Consider the following 17,114-nt stretch of genomic DNA (forward strand, 5'->3'; position numbering starts at 1 on the left):
ATGATCAGTGGGCTAACGCTTCAGTGCTCGGGTCGCGATGAAGGTGGGCATGAAACGGTCGACCAGGAAGCGTGGATTGGCTTGTTCGTCTTCGTAAAACCCATCGATAGAAAAACCTGCCGCCAGTTGTCCTCCGATCAGGTCAGCCAGTGAATGACCAAACACCATCGCTTCTGCGTTTTGCCGCTTTGTCTCGAGTACATCCTGCGGCAAATCACGTAGATCGGAGTACGGCAGTTTGTAGAGCGGGCGCACCAACCCCTGTGCCAACAGTGCCGGGTCGCGGTCGCCGATGAACACCACAGGGTTGTAAAAGCTCGCGAGCAGGGCACCGTTGGTTTTCAGCACCCGATGGCACTCGTGCCACACAGGCCGCACGTCCGGCACATAGAGGTTGGAGATTGGGTGAAAGATGATGTCGAAATGCGCATCGGCGAATGCACTCAGATCGCGCATGTCGCCTTGCACGGTCTTCAGTTCAAGTCCGTCGCGCATGGCAACTCGGCGATCCTGCTGAAGCTGTTCGTCCGACAGGTCGAACACGGTGACCTGTGCACCGGCCGCTGCAAGCACCGGCGCTTGCTGTCCGCCCGCCGAAGCGAGGCAGAGGATGCGCCGGCCCCGTATATCGCCTAGCCAGTCGCTGGGCACGGGACGCGGCGTGAGGTGCACCTGCCAGTCACCGTTTCGGGCCGCAGCAATCAGTTCGCTACTGACGGGACGCGACCACTCGCGTTGCTCAGTGGCTTGGCGATCCCAGGCGGCACGGTTGTGTGACAGAAAATCAATGCTGCTTGTACTCATGCGGAAGTCGAAAAATTCTAGATGGTGTAGCGTTGAACCGGATCTTCTCAAAAAAATGGAATCTGCGGATGGATACCCTAGTAACGCCACAGTTGAATCAGAAGCGTGGGCGCTTCCACAGGCCGAGGCCTTGCACCAACATTCCACCACTTCAATCTGCAATCACTCCCAGCTTTTCCAGCTCAGCCATCACATCACTTATAAAGCTTTGCACCGTCAGCGACCTAGGCTTTCCGTTGGGAAACAGCACTGCAAAATCATTGAAGAAACTGGGCACAAACTCCTTGATCAAAACCCCTTCCTTCGATGCCGTCTGAGCCGTCACCGCATCCACAATGCTGTAGCCGTATCCACCGGCCACGAAGGCACACATGGAAGTGAACAGCGGAGTTTCCACCTTCAACTTGAGGTGACACCCTCGCTCTGAGAAGATCTTTCGCAAGCTCTCGGTTCGCTGATGCTCCTGCGGCGCCATCACGGCTGGCAGGCCATTGAGATCCTCAGGCTGTATGACGGCTTTACCGCCCAGTGCACTATCTGCAGGAACAATGCACACACAGGGCATGCGCATGCGCTTGGCGTCCATCCACTGAGTGTCGAAATCACCCTCAGCAAATCCAATATCAAACTGCTGTGAGGCAATCAACCTGACCACGGTGGGTGAGCTTCGCGCCTGAAGCACGACGTTCACATCTTCATGCTGCTTCAAGAACGAAGCGGCAATGCGTGGCAAAAAATTAAGCGCCAGCATGGGCATGGCCGCTATGCGAAGCGTTCCGGCGTTGGCGTTCCGAATGTCCTCAGCAAGGCGTTCAACTCCATCCAGGCCGTCCAGAGCGTTTGCCACGGATGCATGAAGATAGCGCGCTTCATCCGTCGGCTGTAGGCGGTTTTTCTCCCGCGAGAAAAGCGGAAATCCCACTTGCTCTTCCAACTGCGCGATCAGCTCACTGATAGCGGGTTGAGAAATCTTCAGTTTTCCAGCCGCTGCGGTCACAGTGCCTGTGAGCATGACCGCGTGAAAGGCCTCGAGCTGTCTTAGCTTGATCATCCGTTTTCCACTTTCTGCAAGTCACCTGCCGCAAGGCCACATGTCCGGAGCATCGCACCAAGCCATATCCTGTACTTATGAAGTCAAAGAAAAATAGGATTGGATGAGATGCCCTGATCTGGATAGGATTTGTTTCGAACCATCCAAGCGTAACGCAGGAGTGAATCCATGGGCCGATTTCCGACTCGCAAGCTGATTCTTTTGTTGGCCCTATGCGCCTTGGCTTCTCATAGCCAGGCACAAGCTTCAGAAGATTTTCCGACACGACCCATTCGGATGTTGGTCGGGTTTTCTGCCGGTGGCGCCACTGACGTGCAGGCCCGTCTGGTTGCACAGCTCCTTTCCGACCGACTGGGTCAGACGGTGATCATAGAAAACCGGCCTGGCGCGGGGGGCAGTATTGCTTCTGGCGCCGTGGCCAAGGCACAGCCCGATGGTTATACCCTGCTCTACACCTCAGCGGCACTTGCCATCAACTCAGCGCTGTACAGCAAGCTGCCGTTCGACCCGGTGGCTGACTTTGCTCCGATTGGCACCACCACCAAAACCTTGAATGCCCTGGTAGTGCACCCTTCGGTGCCGGCCCGCACCACGGCTGACTTCATCAAGTATGTCAAAGCCAGCCCGGGTACCGTGTCTATGGGCTCGCCAGGCATTGGTTCTTCAGGGCACATGGCCCAGGTGCAGTTCAACACCATGGCAGGCATTGTGGTCAACCAGGTGCCTTACAAGGGCACCAATGATGTCGTGAGAGACATTGTGTCTGGCCAGATCAAAGCAACGGTGGACGCAGCCACGGTTTACCTGCCTTACCTCAAGGATGGCGCTTTGCTGGCACTGTGCGTAGGCGACACCACCCGGGCAGCCCTGCTGCCCAACGTGCCTACGTGCGACGAAAGCGGGCTGAGCGGCTATTCAGTCAGAAGCTGGCAAGGCATTCTGGCCCCGGCCCGCACACCCAAACCTATCGTGGAAAAACTGGGCAGGGAGTTGGCAGAAGTGTTGAAGAACCCAGGGTTGATTCAGAAGCTTCAGGCGTCAGGCGCGAGGGTCCTGGCCAGTTCGCCGGATGAGTTCGCCACGCTGGTTCGCCAGGACGTCAAAGCTTTTGACGAACTGGTCAAAGCGGCCGGAATAGAGAAGCAATAGTTCAAGAACAATTCAAGAAGGTCCTATCAAATCCATGGAACATTCCTTCATTCCTTCGCAAGAAAACGTGCAGCGCGCGCGTGAATTGCACAAGAACAATATTGTTTTTGATTCGCTGGCGCCAGGGTTCATTGATGAATGGGTCGTCACGCCATCCATGCGTGAGATTGGGCTGGAGATTCAAGCCAAAGGTGGCACCCGCCCCGCCATCAAGGAAGCCATGGCGCGGCATCTGATCGAGCAATGCGCCAAGGACGAAAAAACCCGCCAGGAATATCTGGACTACTGGGATCGTGCGGGTGTCACCGCTGGCAACTACACACTATATGCTTCGGGCCCGCCAGATACTGCCTTTGAAGCCACGGTTGAAGCAGCGCGCCAAGCCAAGGAATTTGCCAAGCTGTTCAACGGCAAGCTGAAAGTGGCCAACACCGCGACGGAGGTAGAAAACACCTACAAGGCTGGTGATCATGCCGTCATGTTCAATCTTCAGAACGCAGAGCCTGTGGGCAGTGACTTGGATCGCGTGGATAAGCTCCATGAACTAGGCGTGCGCAGCATGCAACTGGCCTATAACCTCCGAACGCGCTACGCAGACGGCTGCCTGGAGACGAATGACGGAGGCCTGAGCCGATTTGGCGCAGCCCTGATCGAGAAAATGAACTCGACGGGCATCATGGTCGATCTCTCGCACGCCAGTGCGGGCACAGCCAGGGACGCGGTAGCGGCTCCTCGCCGGCCCGTGATCGCATCGCATACTGCAGCACGCAACATCAGTGGTCACCCAAGAGGCCTGTGGGATGAAACCCTCAAAGGCATTGCAGACTCAGGGGGTTACGCCGGCATCGTCATTCTTCCCGCATTCATTGTGGGCCCTGATGGCAACGACAATGCAGAAAAAGTGGGCAAGCCTCGCTCATGGGCCACGTTTGACGTGGTGGTTGATCACATCCTGCACATGGTGAACGTCATGGGTGCCGATCATGTCGGTGTGGGCACCGACTGGGGCAAACCGTATTACAACGCCCTCACCTGGACACCAGAGATGGTAAAGCCGCAAAAGGGCTTCAACTGGATAGGCTGGCGTCCGCAAGACCGGTTTGATCCCAACGCACAAACCTATGGGATGGAAACCTGGGATCAGTGGCCCAACCTTACCGCGTCCCTGCTACAGAGGGGTGTATCTGAGGAAGTGGTGACCAAGATCATCGGCGGCAACTACATGCGCGTGCTTCGCGAATTCAGTCAATAAATCATGAGCGATTCAGTTGTCCCGCCTGTGGCTCGCGTCGGGGTCATAGGAGCTGGGGTCGTGGGTGCATGCATTGCCTATGCACTGCGCAAGCGCGGCTTTGATGTGGTGTTGATGGACAAGGGCGAACCTGGAGAAGGGTGCAGCTTCGGCAATCTGGGGGCCATCAGCATGAGCTCCATTGTGCCTCTGGCCACGCCCAGCGTGCTCAAGTCTGCTCCCTCCATGTTGAGTGATCCGAACAGCCCGCTGTTCTTGCCGCTTCGCTATCTTCCTAAGGCGGCGCCGTGGCTGGCACGCTTTGTCATGTCTGCACGTCCAAGCGTGGTGGCCCGGAACTCCGCAGCGCTGGTGAAGCTCCATGCAGGAGCAGTTCAAGCACACGCAGAACTCACAAGGGAAGTCGGTGTTCCTGAGCTGCTGGTCCACCGCGGCCAGCTGCATTTGTACCCCTCCAAAGCCGCCCTGCAAGGCGATGCAACCTCCTGGAACCTGCGTCGTCAGCACGGATTGAGTTTTAAAGAGCTGGATGCCGCAGGCATTGCAGAAATGGAGCCACGTATGGGCTCCCGCTATCCGGTGGGAATTTTTCTGAGTGATGACGCGACCATCCTCAACCCCCTTCGGTATGTGCAAGCCATCGTGGCGGCCTTTGTATCAGCCGGTGGTCAAGTCTGCAAGCGAGATGTGCGCAGCCTGGAGGGCAGTGAAGGCGGCGGTTGGATCATCCAGTCAGACAACGGCACTGAAGTGTTCTCTCACTTGGTGGTGGCAGCAGGGGCTTGGTCCAAGCAATTGCTTCAAAGCGCGGGGGTTCATGTACCGCTCGAAAGTCAACGCGGCTATCACGTTCAGTTCGAAGGCGGGAGTTCGCTGATCTCCCGGTCCATTTTGCTCACAGACAAGAAGGTGTTTCTCGCGCCCATGGAAGGTGGCTTGCGTATAGGCGGCACGGTGGAAATCGCCGGGCTTCAGAGCCCGCCCAATACCAGGAGAGCACTCATTCTTGAAGGCATGGCGCGTGATCTGTTTCCTGAATTGGAAGGCGTGCCCACCACCCACTGGATGGGGCATCGCCCCTGCATGCCCGACTCCATCCCCAAGATTGGTAGCTCGGGCTTGCCGGGGCTTCACATGGCGGTAGGCCATGGGCACCTGGGGCTAACGGACTCCGCGCTATCTGCGAACAAGATCGTGGATTCTTTGCTGAAAGAAGTTCACGCATCTTGAGGACTGCTTTCTCGTGCATGCACCCCTCTACCTTTGTCTCAACGGGACCAAGGGCTTTCACTAGTCTCTTGACGCTAGGAGCAGAGGCTATCATGTAAGCCAATGTTTCTTGGGAGGGATGTATGAGAAGGTTGGCTATTGCCTTGGGCGTTCTCGCAGTGTTAAGTGGCTGCGCGCAAACCAACTACCAGGTCTATGAAGGCAGGACAAGTCAAATCATTGAGGGGCAAGGCGGCACCAAAGAAGTGATTGATGGCTACGAGATCTGGGACAACGGCGATCCGCCAAGGCGTTATCAGGTCCTTGGGGTAACCACTGTCGAAGATTTCGACAATCTTTTCGGTAATGCGCGCATGCGGACAGCCATTGCTGAGGAAATTAAGAAGGCCGGTGGAGATGCTGCGATTGTTCAGGATGGCTATTCGCAGGGCCAGAGCATGAATATGGCGTTCAACTCCCGCGGTCAGATGGCCGTTGGACCAAGTTTCGGGCGAAAAAACATCCGCTATCGAATTGTCAAATACTTGGATAAGAAATGAAACGAGTAAGCCTGAGCTTTGCCATCGCCCTCACCTTCATTGTCGCGGGTTGCGCCACTCCCACAACGGGCGTCGTGCCTCTGTCCGATGGCTTGCGCAAAGTTACGCACCAGACCAATGCGGGTGTGTTCTACAACGCCGAGCAGCTCAAAGCCGATGCAATTAAAGAAGCCTCATCATCGTGCGAGAAGGATGGAAAGAAGTTCCGCTTGCTAGATATCACTCAACGCCCTCCTCGCCCCCTAGGAGCTTGGCCAGAAGCCGAGGTGCTCTTTAAGTGCGAGTGAGAGAACGGCGGCCAATAACGAGAGCTCGCGTGTAGATGCGCAGGCCATTGTGGCAGCCTGCAGCTAAGTCTGGGGGCGGGATATGTGCCGCCTGTAACGCAGAGACCGCACTCTCTGCATATCCTGGAAATGGAGCGGGTGAAGGGAATCGAACCCTCGTATGAAGCTTGGGAAGCTGCCGTTCTACCATTGAACTACACCCGCGTTTTCAGTTGTCTCATCTCAAAACAACTCTCCCAAAAGCGAACCCGCCGTAGACAGGTTTTTTGGTGGTGCGATTCTAACCAGATTGCTAAACGGGAACCGCGCTACCGGCCCGACAGTGAGGTTTTTCTTGCCTCAAGTCCGAGCCGGCGCAAGAAACCGTCCGAAAACTACGTCAGTAGAACCTCCTGATCCTACTTAATCAGTTCCGCCGTCAGAGCGGCGCCGGTGTTGGCGGAATGCTCCCAGCCCCATCAAAACGGGCAGTAACAGCAATGCAAATCCTCCCAGACCGGGCACGGGTGTAGGGGTGGAAACTTGCCCCTCGCCCGGGCGGGTGACCGCTGTGATGGAGGGATTATTGCCTGCGGATGGTACGGAACCACCATTGCTGTCATTGTCAGCACCTGTGCCGCCCGTGACGCTGATGCTGCCGCTCTGAGGCATTGTGAAGTTGACAGTGCAAGTTATCGTTCCACCACTCGTGAGGTCGGACACCCCAGCGCTGCATGCGGGCACTGGAGCCCCCGGAAGCCCTGAGGCGTTTGGAATACTGCAAAACGCATTCAATGCTGTGCTGCTACCCGCATTGGTGCACGTTGTGGTGCAACTGACAGCCGTGCCAGCAGCCGCCGGATTAGGGGTGCAGACGGTGGCACTGGTCATATCCGTCATCGGGCGCAAGGCGAAAAGACTGCCGGTAGAGCCATTCATTGGCACGCTGATAGCAATTGTCTGCACACCCGTACTGCCCGCTACCCCGGTATTCAGCGTGCCAGGGGTGCCAGATTCACCCGTGGTGCCCTGCTGCGTGTAGGCGGCTTGATAACCCGAAGGTGGCGTGGTGGTTAAGGAGCAGTTCGCCCCTGCAGGCACTTCGCTGAAGCTGTAACTGCCGTCTGCCCCGGTCGTGATCGGGCCTGCGCTGTAGGTGGGGTCGGTGCAGGTCAGAGAAACCTGTGTGACTGAGCCTGGATCAACCGTGTTGCCATCGTCCTGGGTGTTGGCTGGCGAACTGCCTTCGACATAAACCCGGCCCGCCACGGTCACCAGTGGTGGTGCGTAGGTCACGTTCATATAGAACCGCATCGCATCGTTAATCTGCTCTGCGGTGGTAAAACCAAGGCAGTTAGTCGGTGCAGAGACAGCCGCACAGACTTCATCTGGCAATGGGCTCAGCACAGCTCCTGGGAAAAAGTTGACGACGTACTCGAGACCCTCGTATACAAAGTTTCTATTCAGGGAATTCTCCACAACCCAGATGTCACTGCATGGTAGAGCACCGTCGGCTACAACGCAGGGGCCGTCAGCGGTACTATTCAGTGTTTCGAAGAACTTTATCTGGGACTCGAAGGAGAAGTAGGAAAACGGGTCAGAACTTCCCGCAGGTTTCAGTGCGAGCGTAATGGAGATTACCGCGCTACTTAGCTTAGCGTTCACACTGGATATGACCCTGTTGAAGTGAGTGTAGGTATTGGCAACTTCTGCTGCACCATTGGTGGCCAGCGTGCCTGATTGCGGAGTGTCGGATACGCCTATCGAACTCCTGTTCGCAGAACCTACTGGACATGCGCCCCAACTTATTAACGAAGAAGCGACTGATTCACAACCATCCGCGGTACCGGGTCCAACACCGATGAATTGAGTGGCACCCGAGGACGTGTTGAACTGCGATTGAACACTGTATTCCCAGTTAACTATTTCCGCAGAAGCGCTGCCGACCGCCGCCATCAAGAGAATCCCGATGGCACCCATACACTTTTTCAAACCTCGCATACGTCTGCTCCAATAGGCGCCAATAAGCGCAGTTGCGTTTAGCGACGGATTAAATCGATTGGATCAGCTAATTGCAAAGTGTTTTAATATTTTCATATCAAAACCATGAAAAAGTTCCATTTTTATAAATGAAAAATCAAAAAAACCAAAGATGAATGCGCTTTCAGGGACTGGGCTTTTGCGCTTTTGTAACGTGTGCAAGCCGTCTCACAGACTGGGTGCTCCAGCTTGTGGACTTCATTCCTATGCCGATCTATGAAGCACCTGCCAAGGCCTCGAGCTTTCCTAACAGGATCGCAGCATGATTAGCCTGTCAGGCCTGTCCGCGGCGGAACAGCGCTTCCCAGAATCTCAAGTACATTCCAACCGCTCCGAACTGCGCCTTCCAAAGTGGCCGGATAGGGTCCTTCAATGTAGTCACCGCAAGCGACCAACCCTGGGGCAATTGGGGCGGCCGGACGTTTCAAGGCGGGCGTGCAGGCGAATGTGGCGCGCTTTTCAATGACGGTGAGCAACGGCTTGACCAACATCCCCAGTTGGCGCTGAGCTTGTGCAGTCACCGCCGCCTCGAGCAAAGAGCGATCACCCTGGCTGGCGCTGATGACAAAGGCCAATACCTTAGAGGGTTGAGGTGGCGCGCTGATCTGGTCTCTGTCGAAGACAAATTGAGCCGGACGCTGGTCATCAGCACGCAACGCCAGCATGGGGCGCTTCAGCAGCTGGCCGGCCTCGACAGAGTCAACCTGCGCATAAACCGTGGCAATAGACTGAAACTGCAGTTCAGCCGCTTGACTCGCCCAGGTGCTCATTGCGTCTCGCAAGGGGCCCTCGGCCGTCTGAGAAGAAGCTCCTACGATTCGCGCGGCCTCTGACGCGGATACGGCCAGTACCAGACGATCGAAAGGCTCGCCATCTATGCACCACTGCTCTTGCTGCCTTTCCAGGACACCGATTCGCCGACCGGTGAGCACGCGGGCACCTCTTTCTTCAATCCAGCGCGCGGCGGGAGCAGGAAAGAGCGCGCTCAAGTCGCAACGGGGCAGGAGGAAGTTGGAGCCGCCGCGCTCGCTGAACAAGCCATCTTTCAGCACGCGCAGAAAAACCGTGCCGCTGGATTGATCAACAGGCGTGTTGAGAGCGGAAACGCACAGCGGCTCGATGAATTCCTTCATGAGCTTGCGTGGTAATCCAATGCACAGATCTGCCACGCTGGCATTTGGATCACAACGAAATCCAGCCATTTGCCAGCGAATAGCCACACGCAGCAGCGCCAGCTTGGATGCCCAGGGCCAACCGCGTGCAAGCAGGATGCCGGACAGCGCGTCCAATGGCGTCGGCAGATCCGGCAATGACAGGCCGGTGCCGTCTGGAAACGTCAATGCCATCGGAAAGCGCAGGAGAGCTTTCTCGGGATCCACGCCTACCAGGCGCATCAAGCGCAAAGAATCCGCATAAGCGCCGATGAGAATGTGCTGCCCGTTGTCTACCCAGATTTCACGGCCATCCGGCAGGCTAAGCGGTACGCCTCTCGCGCGGCCACCCAATACGCGAGCGGCTTCCAGCACGGTGACTTGATGGCCTTCCTGTACGGCCCGGGTGGCGGCAGCCATACCCGCCCAACCGGCGCCGACGATGGCGATTCTTTGGGAAGTCGTCATTTCAGGAAACGGCGCTGGCCACAGCAGAACGCCTGGCGTGACCGTTGACTACCAGGCAGCGGTGCGCACACCTGCACCGCGAAAAACTCATCTCAACCTCGATCGCCAAGCCCATGCCTAGAACCGGCCCAGCGCCTGCATCTTCCAGGCCAGCCACAGCTTGCGCAGGGGGGTGAGGGCAATGCGTTGGTGCAGCACCTGGAAATTATCGACCTCTATCTCACGCAGCAGGGTGCGGTAGATGCTGGCCATCATGAGGCCGGGCTTCTGGCTGCGCCTGTCCTGATCGGGCAGCAAGGCCAGCGCCTTGTCATACAAGGCGTGAGCGCGCTCGGTCTGAAACTTCATGAGGGCCAGGAAACGGTCTGAATACACACCGCTGACAACTTCATGTGCCTTGACATCAAACTTCTGGAGTTCGCTGACAGGCAGGTAAATGCGGTCGCGCCGCGCATCTTCGCCAACGTCCCGGATGATGTTGGTGAGCTGAAACGCCAGGCCCAGGGTATGGGCGTACTCGGTGGTCTGCGGCAGGCTCTGGCCAAAGATCTTGGCAGACACCTCTCCCACAATTCCGGCCACCAGATGGCAATAGCGCTGCAGCGCTGCAAAATCCAGGTACCGGGACTGGGTAAGGTCCATCTGACAGCCTTCTATGACTGCCAGCAAGTGCCTGGCTTCTATGCCGTATTCAGCCACGTGGGGCATCAGCGCCTGCATAGCCGGGTGTGTGGGCTGGCCGGAATAGGCGCGTCCCACCTCCGACTGCCACCAGGCCAGCTTAGTGGCGGCCACACCAGGGTCGCTCACCTCATCCACGACGTCGTCTACCTCGCGGCAGAAGGCGTAGAAGGCGGTAATGGCCGCGCGGCGGGGCGCAGGAAGGAACAGAAACGCGTAATAGAAGCTGCTGCCCGAGGCAGCCGCTTTTTGTTGAACGTAGTCTTGAGGGGTAGTACTCACGAGGGGGATTGTCCCATCCGCCGGGGCCGAACCCCAGCTTACATGCGAAGCATGCGCCAAAAAATGATGGGGGCGTCCATTTTGCCTACTGTGGGACGCTGCAAAAGCGAGCCATACCCAGACTCTCCCATACCCGCAATCTTGTCCAGAATACGCAGGCCACCTTGCACCACCGCACGCAGCTCCCACCCTGCCCGGCCGGGAATACGATGCACCAGAGGCGCTCCGGCTTGCATCCTGGCGCGTGCATCCGCCACGCACACCTGAATGAGGCGCGTGGTTTGGCGGTTCTGGCGCAGTTCAGGGAACTGGCGGGCAGGATCGCTGATGTGAATGCCATGCCGAGCGCATTCGTCCAGAGGTAAGTAAAACCGGCCTCTGGGAATATCCACACTCAGATCCTGCCAGAAGTTAACAAGTTGTAGCGCCGTGCAAATGGAGTCGCTCTGAGCCAGGCTTTTGTCGTCATTCACTCCGTACAGGTGCAACAGCAACCGGCCCACCGGACTGGCAGATCGGCTGCAGTAGTCCAGCAGGTCGGCCATATTCTCATAGGCGTTGCCATCCCGTGTCATGGCGACATCTTGCGTAAAGGCCGAGAGGAGGTCGTCCAGCGGCTGTATAGGCAGACTGAACGCCACGATCTGAACCGCCAAGGCATCAAACACATGTTGCCAGCGCTTTGAGTGCGCTTGGCCTTGCGCCACGGCATGCAAGTCAGCGCGGTAGGCTGCCAACTCAGCCAAGCGCTCATCTGCCGTAGCGGCGCCCTCATCCGCGATGTCATCCGCGGTACGGGCAAAGTGGTAGATTGCAGCAATAGGTGGCCGCAGGTGGGGCGGGCACAACCAGGATGCAACCGGGAAATTCTCGTAGTGTTCGATAGATGGGGACATGAACCCGCCATTGTCACCTGCATCACCTGTAAACCCTGCCCGACGGCAATACCACTCTCCGATCAACGAGAATTGAAAACATTGGATAGTTCGCCTTTTAGGGCGCTCCAGCGGTTTTTAAAGAAAACATGCGTCGACCAACTTCACTCTGTAACGCAGGTTCATGAATTCAACGCTTCGTCAATGGACGGTGACCGCTTGCGGTCTACTGCTAACGCTGTTGGCCCCTGCTGCCTGGGGCAAGGGATGCATTGCGCCTTTCGTCCTGCCCACGGAGGCGGCGCTCTCTTCTGCAGCCAACCAGACACAAGACCGCGGCTTTCTCTGGAAGATCAGTAAAGGCGGAAAGCACTCCTATCTCTATGGCACCATGCATTTGGGCCGTTTGGAGTGGTGGTCACCTGGGCCCCGCATGCTTGCGGCCATCCATGACAGCCGTGTCATAGCGCTGGAGATGGATCTAAGCAATTCCGCCACCGCGGCCAAGCTCATGCAAGGCATGCGCCTGAAAGAAGGCGACTTGCGCCCTGCTCCTGAACTCACAGCCCGTCTACGCCTCCAAGCGCAAGCTGAGTGCCTTGATTGGGAGCCCCTCAAAGGCTTGAAGACCGAGTTCCAGCTAAGCACGGTACTGGTGGCCGCCGCACGCCGTCAGCAATTGGAGTCCGCCTTTGGTGTGGAGACCATGCTGACCGCATTCGCTCATCACCAGGAAAAACCGGTGCATGCGTTGGAGACCGTGGAAGAGCAACTCTCCGCGCTGCGCGCTAGCAGCCAGAGTGAGTTGACGGACATAGTCAAAAGCAGTCTGGACGACCTTGAAAGCGGCGCAGGTACGCGGGTATTGCTCAAGCTCGCAACCGCATGGGCCGCGAGCGATGCCGCCACACTTCAGAGCTACGAAAAGTGGTGCGAATGCGTCGAAACGCCTGCAGAACGTGCCATGCTGAAACGCGTTCTGGACGATCGAAACCAAGCCATAGCCGCGCGCCTTGATGAATTGCACGGCAAAAGTGCCCCAGTATTTGGTGCCGTAGGCGCGTTACACATGTTCGGCTCGGAAGGCCTTCCCGCTTTATTGAAAGCGCGCGGGTACACGGTAGAGACTGTGTACTGATCTTGGTCTGAACTTATCCTGCCCCTACTTCCATTGGCCCACCCCCTACGTACCCAAGACTTTGAGCAGGATGCGCCAGTCCTTGCGCAAGCGCTCATTGGCGCCACTTTGCTGGTCGACGGTGTGGGCGGGATCATTGTGGAAACCGAAGCCTACGATCGCTCCGAGCCGGCTTCTCACACGTACCCTGGGCCTACCCCTCGAAACAAGGCCATGTTTGGCCCGCCGGGCCGCGCCTATGTTTATCGAAGCTATGGCATTCATTGGTGTTTGAATTTTGTCTGTCGCGAAGAGCATCACGGCGCTGGGGTATTGATCAGAGCACTGGAGCCCACGCAGGGTTTAGACCGCATGCGTGAAAGGCGTGGCCTGCAAGATGAACGCCTGCTCTGCGCAGGTCCTGGCCGCTTGGGGCAAGCGCTAGGCATTACGCTGGCCCACTATGGCCTTCGCCTGGATGAACCTCCATTTGAGGTTCTGGCTGCCCCGCAAGACACGCCCGCGGCGCAAGTACTGAGTGGCCCACGCATTGGCATTACCAAAGCGGTGGACCTGCCTTGGCGGTTTGGGTTGCAAGGATCACGGTTTCTGAGCAAACGCTTCTGACTCTGCGCGGCCCTTTGTGGTCCGTGTCTGACAAAGACCAAAGCCTGATGCCGACGTGAGCGCGACTCAGGTATGCCCAAAATGGCTGCATCTAGACAGCAGCTTCCTTAAGGCCCAACCAATGACTTCAATGATTCACACCGCTCTCGCCACCACGGCTTGCGTGGGTGCGATTTTTCTTATGTCCGGTTGTGCGGCCACATCCACCCCAACAAGCCAGGAGGGGCGCTTCTTTCAATACGCTTCGACGGATGGGAAGGTTGTGGCTGAATATGACGCGCGTGATTCAGCAACCTGTGCAACGCACCTGAAGAATCTGCAGCGAAATAATTCTCACGGTTCAGACACGCTTCGCTGCTCCTCAAGCTCGGCTGAGGCGAGGTTGCCAACGCGTGCAGTTGCTGCAGATGCCGGAGGGAATCCGTTCAATTTCCGGTTCGCCAACCTGGAGCAGTGCCAACGCATGCTTCCTGCGATTACCAGTGGTGGAAGCATTTCCAGTAACTGCTCCTGATATCGACGCGTGCTTGACGACCACGGATGTGGAATTCGTGCGTTGCTCTTGAACCATTCCTGGCCATCCCTGGCTACGCCCGGTTTCTATCAAGTCTCTAGCCGCAGCTTTTTTCTTCTCCTCCCTTCCTCCTAGGGCTGCGGTTTTTATAGCGATGATTTGCTTCGGCAGATCATCGCTTCTTTCTTTGCATTCCACCCCGAGTCAATGAGGCATGCTGCTTGCAGATTAAAGCGCCCTCGTCCGACACCGCAGTGGTCACATGCCCTCAATAATCGTTATCTATTCTTATACCTATCTCTCGACCGGAGGCTTTTATGAACGCTGCCAACATTTCTCCAATTGATTACACCGCTGATCAAGACGGAATGATTCCCGGAGAACGTGCCAGGGCGCGTGTACGCACTCGGTTGGAATTTCGTGCCGGCGACGGACCTCTCATCGCCATTGAGCCTGACTACGCCATTGAATTGGAACGCGCCGAACAAAGTATGGTGATGAGCTGGCAAGAAGATGGCCAGCCTATGAACGCTGCTATTCCTTTGGTGGAGTTCAACGAATTCATCGGCACCGGCAAGTTGATCATTGAAGCCTGATTTATCAGATTGTCTAGGCTTCATATGTCATCCGCATTCGGAAGGTGAGCCCTTCGCCCTTCGCCCTTGGGCTTGCCGAGTGCCTGATGAGTAATAGCGTTTGAGATGTAGGGACGCTGCGTGCCGCGCAGGAGCTCGGTAGTCGCAGGGTGATAGCCCGACTATAAGTCGGTATATCTGGTAAACCCTGATTTAGACTGATCCAGAGCCTGTGAAAGATCGATGGGGTATGCAATTCGGTCGAATTTACAGGGCTCCAGCAAAAAAAGAGTATTTTTGTTCTACAAGCGATGAATTCTTGCTTGAGAACGGTGCACAATCCGCCGGTCGCCTGAGGGAGAGGTGACTGCTAGGCGTAAAGAATCTGCGCCAGGACCAGCGTCGTTAAATACTCAACCATGACTAAAGACCATTTCTCGCGTGAATTTACAGTGCGCGGCGTTCTTCTGGGTGCGCTTATTACATTGGCTTTTACTGCGGCCAATGTGTATCTGGGGTTGAAGGTTGGTTTGACCTTTGCTTCAGCCATTCCGGCGGCGGTGATTTCGATGGCGCTTCTGTACCGCTTCAAGGATTCGAACATCCTTGAAAACAATCTGGTGCAGACACAAGCTTCTGCATCAGGGACTCTTTCCTCCGTGATCTTCGCTCTGCCGGCCATGATGATGTTGGGGCTCTGGTCTGGCTTTCCGTTCTGGAAAACCTCACTGATCTGCGCTGCGGGCGGTACCTTGGGCGTGCTCTATACCGTACCCCTTCGCAGAGTCATGGTGGTGCAATCCAACCTGCCCTACCCCGAGGGGGTCGCTGCAGCCGAGGTCCTGCGAGTGGGAGACCAGCAGCGCCAAAAGAGCGGAACGGACGGCAAAGCGGGCTCCCAGAACTCCAGTCTTCACGACCTCGGTTGGAGTGCAGGCCTGGCAGCCTTGTTCGGTTTCATGAGCAGCGGCCTGCGCGTATTGGGCGAATCCTTCAGCACATGGATTCCCGTGGGCAACGTCGTTTTCCGTGTGGCGGCAGGCTTTTCGCCAGCCCTGTTGGCCGCTGGTTACCTGATGGGCATGGCAGCAGGGATTTCCGTACTGTTGGGCCTGGTGTTGTGCTGGGGTGTGGTGGTGCCTTGGCTGACCTCAGAGGCTACGCCGTTGGCCGGACAAGCCGTGACCGATCTAGCCAATCAATTGTGGGCTGGCAAGGCTCGTTTTCTCGGTGCTGGGGTGATTGGCATTTCTGCCCTATGGACAGTGGCTACGTTGGCGCGCCCCATCATCCGAGCCATTCGCAGTCAGCCCGCACGGGCGGAGCCGACCAATGGTGCGCCTCGTGATGAAACCGATCAAGATATGCCACGCAGTTGGATGCTGGTCATCGGGCTGGCGGCGCTGGCGGTGCTCTTTGGAGTTGTCAGCAGCTTCATAGAAGATTACATGCCTGAGCTGAGCAGCGTGGCCCTCTACAGCCTCGCAGGTCTGTGCGTGCTCTTTGCAGCAGTGTTTGGCTTTCTGGTGGCGGCTGCTTGTGGCTACATGGCCGGGTTGGTGGGTTCATCCGCCAGTCCCATCTCAGGCATTGGCATCATCGCGACCATTCTTATGGGGCTTTCCTTGCTGGGTTTGCATTCGCTGGTGCCTGCGTTTGAAGCCAGCGTGTCAGGCAAACTCGGCGTCGGGCTGGTGCTGTTCATGGTGGCGGTCATTCTGGCCATGGCTGCCATTTCCAATGACAACCTTCAGGATCTGAAAACCGGATACATCGTAGGCGCTACACCTCGGCGCCAGCAGATCGTGCTGATTATTGGCTGCCTGGTCGGAGGTGCTGTGATTCCTCCGGTGCTCAATCTGCTCTACAACGCATACGGCTTTGCAGGTTCGATGCCGCGCGAGGGCATGGATCCGACTCAAGCGCTGGCCGCGCCGCAAGCGACCTTGATGAACCAGATTGCCACGGGCATCTTCAGTGGTTCATTGGACTGGAGCATGCTTGGTTTAGGCATTGCGATTGGCCTGGTGGTGATCGTGGCGGACGTCATGCTGCGCCGCTCTGGCAAAGGAGCATTGCCGCCACTTGCAGTGGGGTTGGGTATTTATTTGCCCCCCACCATTGGGCTTACGCTCACCGCAGGCGCTGTGCTTGGCTATCTCATCAAGCGCGCCATTGAAGCACGTGCCAAGCATGCCGGAGCAGCCTGGGCCGCTGCAGCTGAAGAACGCGGATTGCTTCTGGCGTCAGGCTTGATCGTAGGTGAGAGTCTGATGGGTCTGGTGATTGCGGCGCTGATAGGCTTTAGCGGCAAAGACGCGCCACTGGCGCTCGTGGGAGAAGGCTTCGCTCCAGCGATGTGGCTGGGCCTGCTGGGGTTCGTCGGGATCGCGGTGTTCTTCTACAAACGGGCGGTACGCGCCTGAGCGTGCAACCCATCAGGCATGACCCCATAAAAAAAGAGAAATCGCCAGTGCGATTTCTCTTTTTTTT

At 57.0% G+C, this 17,114-nt stretch carries 15 protein-coding genes and 1 tRNA gene; 9 read left to right on the forward strand and 7 right to left on the reverse strand.

Annotated elements, in window-relative coordinates:
* Window positions 1–12: 12 nt before the first annotated feature.
* Together ABIE13_RS22295 and ABIE13_RS22300 are read right to left on the reverse strand one after the other, a co-directional pair.
* Entirely contained in the window at window positions 13–804 is a 792-nt protein-coding gene (locus tag ABIE13_RS22295) for a class I SAM-dependent methyltransferase (RefSeq protein ID WP_354447542.1), read from the reverse strand.
* Window positions 805–955: 151 nt separating this feature from the next.
* On the reverse strand, window positions 956–1,855 hold the full coding sequence (locus tag ABIE13_RS22300) for a LysR substrate-binding domain-containing protein (RefSeq protein ID WP_354447544.1): 900 nt from the start codon (window positions 1,853–1,855) through the stop codon (window positions 956–958).
* A gap of 168 nt (window positions 1,856–2,023) precedes the next feature.
* Here ABIE13_RS22300 and ABIE13_RS22305 point away from each other — a divergent pair, with 168 nt between their 5' ends.
* The 5 genes from ABIE13_RS22305 to ABIE13_RS22325 all read left to right on the forward strand — a co-directional run bounded on the left by ABIE13_RS22305 (window position 2,024) and on the right by ABIE13_RS22325 (window position 6,312).
* Window positions 2,024–3,004, forward strand: a complete 981-nt coding sequence (locus ABIE13_RS22305) for a Bug family tripartite tricarboxylate transporter substrate binding protein (protein WP_354447545.1) — start codon at window positions 2,024–2,026, stop codon at window positions 3,002–3,004.
* A gap of 34 nt (window positions 3,005–3,038) precedes the next feature.
* Entirely contained in the window at window positions 3,039–4,256 is a 1,218-nt protein-coding gene (locus tag ABIE13_RS22310; protein WP_354447547.1) for a dipeptidase, read from the forward strand.
* A gap of 3 nt (window positions 4,257–4,259) precedes the next feature.
* On the forward strand, window positions 4,260–5,486 hold the full coding sequence (locus ABIE13_RS22315; protein WP_354447549.1) for an NAD(P)/FAD-dependent oxidoreductase: 1,227 nt from the start codon (window positions 4,260–4,262) through the stop codon (window positions 5,484–5,486).
* Between the two features lie 122 nt (window positions 5,487–5,608).
* Complete coding sequence (locus ABIE13_RS22320) at window positions 5,609–6,025, forward strand: hypothetical protein (RefSeq protein ID WP_354447551.1); 417 nt, start codon at window positions 5,609–5,611, stop codon at window positions 6,023–6,025.
* Entirely contained in the window at window positions 6,022–6,312 is a 291-nt protein-coding gene (locus ABIE13_RS22325) for a hypothetical protein (RefSeq protein WP_354447553.1), read from the forward strand. The genes ABIE13_RS22320 and ABIE13_RS22325 overlap by 4 nt, the downstream gene beginning before the upstream one ends.
* A 130-nt stretch (window positions 6,313–6,442) precedes the next feature.
* On the opposite strand, the gene ABIE13_RS22330 is transcribed toward ABIE13_RS22325, so the two are convergent.
* From ABIE13_RS22330 to hpnC, 5 genes are all read right to left on the reverse strand, one after another.
* Window positions 6,443–6,516 (reverse strand) — tRNA-Gly (locus tag ABIE13_RS22330).
* Between the two features lie 198 nt (window positions 6,517–6,714).
* Window positions 6,715–8,292: a THxN family PEP-CTERM protein gene (locus ABIE13_RS22335; protein ID WP_354447555.1), complete on the reverse strand. Its 1,578-nt coding sequence runs from the start codon at window positions 8,290–8,292 to the stop codon at window positions 6,715–6,717.
* 305 nt (window positions 8,293–8,597) lie between these two features.
* Entirely contained in the window at window positions 8,598–9,950 is a 1,353-nt protein-coding gene (hpnE, locus tag ABIE13_RS22340) for a hydroxysqualene dehydroxylase HpnE (RefSeq protein ID WP_354447557.1), read from the reverse strand.
* 117 nt (window positions 9,951–10,067) lie between these two features.
* The gene (gene hpnD / locus ABIE13_RS22345; protein ID WP_354447559.1) at window positions 10,068–10,913 is read right to left on the reverse strand and encodes a presqualene diphosphate synthase HpnD; all 846 of its coding nucleotides are present in this window, start codon (window positions 10,911–10,913) and stop codon (window positions 10,068–10,070) included.
* 38 nt (window positions 10,914–10,951) lie between these two features.
* Window positions 10,952–11,809: a squalene synthase HpnC gene (gene hpnC / locus ABIE13_RS22350; protein WP_354447561.1), complete on the reverse strand. Its 858-nt coding sequence runs from the start codon at window positions 11,807–11,809 to the stop codon at window positions 10,952–10,954.
* Window positions 11,810–11,972: 163 nt separating this feature from the next.
* Here hpnC and ABIE13_RS22355 point away from each other — a divergent pair, with 163 nt between their 5' ends.
* The 4 genes from ABIE13_RS22355 (at window position 11,973) to ABIE13_RS22370 (ending at window position 17,047) form a co-directional block, all read left to right on the forward strand.
* Window positions 11,973–12,926: a TraB/GumN family protein gene (locus tag ABIE13_RS22355; protein ID WP_354447562.1), complete on the forward strand. Its 954-nt coding sequence runs from the start codon at window positions 11,973–11,975 to the stop codon at window positions 12,924–12,926.
* 33 nt (window positions 12,927–12,959) lie between these two features.
* Entirely contained in the window at window positions 12,960–13,532 is a 573-nt protein-coding gene (locus ABIE13_RS22360; protein WP_354447564.1) for a DNA-3-methyladenine glycosylase, read from the forward strand.
* Window positions 13,533–14,363: 831 nt separating this feature from the next.
* Window positions 14,364–14,642: a hypothetical protein gene (locus tag ABIE13_RS22365; protein WP_354447567.1), complete on the forward strand. Its 279-nt coding sequence runs from the start codon at window positions 14,364–14,366 to the stop codon at window positions 14,640–14,642.
* Between the two features lie 362 nt (window positions 14,643–15,004).
* On the forward strand, window positions 15,005–17,047 hold the full coding sequence (locus ABIE13_RS22370; protein ID WP_354447611.1) for an OPT family oligopeptide transporter: 2,043 nt from the start codon (window positions 15,005–15,007) through the stop codon (window positions 17,045–17,047).
* The last annotated feature ends 67 nt before the right edge of the window (window positions 17,048–17,114 follow it).

The organism is Ottowia thiooxydans, from assembly GCF_040548795.1.
Lineage (GTDB): Bacteria > Pseudomonadota > Gammaproteobacteria > Burkholderiales > Burkholderiaceae_C > Ottowia > Ottowia thiooxydans_A.

Coding starts and splice junctions, on each gene's coding strand:
- ABIE13_RS22355 (WP_354447562.1), top strand. CDS start 11,973: ATGAATTCAACGCTTCGTCAATGGACGGTGACCGCTTGCGGTCTACTG.
- ABIE13_RS22300 (WP_354447544.1), bottom strand. CDS start 1,855: ATGATCAAGCTAAGACAGCTCGAGGCCTTTCACGCGGTCATGCTCACA.
- ABIE13_RS22325 (WP_354447553.1), top strand. CDS start 6,022: ATGAAACGAGTAAGCCTGAGCTTTGCCATCGCCCTCACCTTCATTGTC.
- hpnC (WP_354447561.1), bottom strand. CDS start 11,809: ATGTCCCCATCTATCGAACACTACGAGAATTTCCCGGTTGCATCCTGG.
- ABIE13_RS22310 (WP_354447547.1), top strand. CDS start 3,039: ATGGAACATTCCTTCATTCCTTCGCAAGAAAACGTGCAGCGCGCGCGT.
- ABIE13_RS22315 (WP_354447549.1), top strand. CDS start 4,260: ATGAGCGATTCAGTTGTCCCGCCTGTGGCTCGCGTCGGGGTCATAGGA.
- hpnE (WP_354447557.1), bottom strand. CDS start 9,950: ATGACGACTTCCCAAAGAATCGCCATCGTCGGCGCCGGTTGGGCGGGT.
- ABIE13_RS22365 (WP_354447567.1), top strand. CDS start 14,364: ATGAACGCTGCCAACATTTCTCCAATTGATTACACCGCTGATCAAGAC.
- ABIE13_RS22295 (WP_354447542.1), bottom strand. CDS start 804: ATGAGTACAAGCAGCATTGATTTTCTGTCACACAACCGTGCCGCCTGG.
- ABIE13_RS22335 (WP_354447555.1), bottom strand. CDS start 8,292: ATGCGAGGTTTGAAAAAGTGTATGGGTGCCATCGGGATTCTCTTGATG.
- ABIE13_RS22320 (WP_354447551.1), top strand. CDS start 5,609: ATGAGAAGGTTGGCTATTGCCTTGGGCGTTCTCGCAGTGTTAAGTGGC.
- ABIE13_RS22305 (WP_354447545.1), top strand. CDS start 2,024: ATGGGCCGATTTCCGACTCGCAAGCTGATTCTTTTGTTGGCCCTATGC.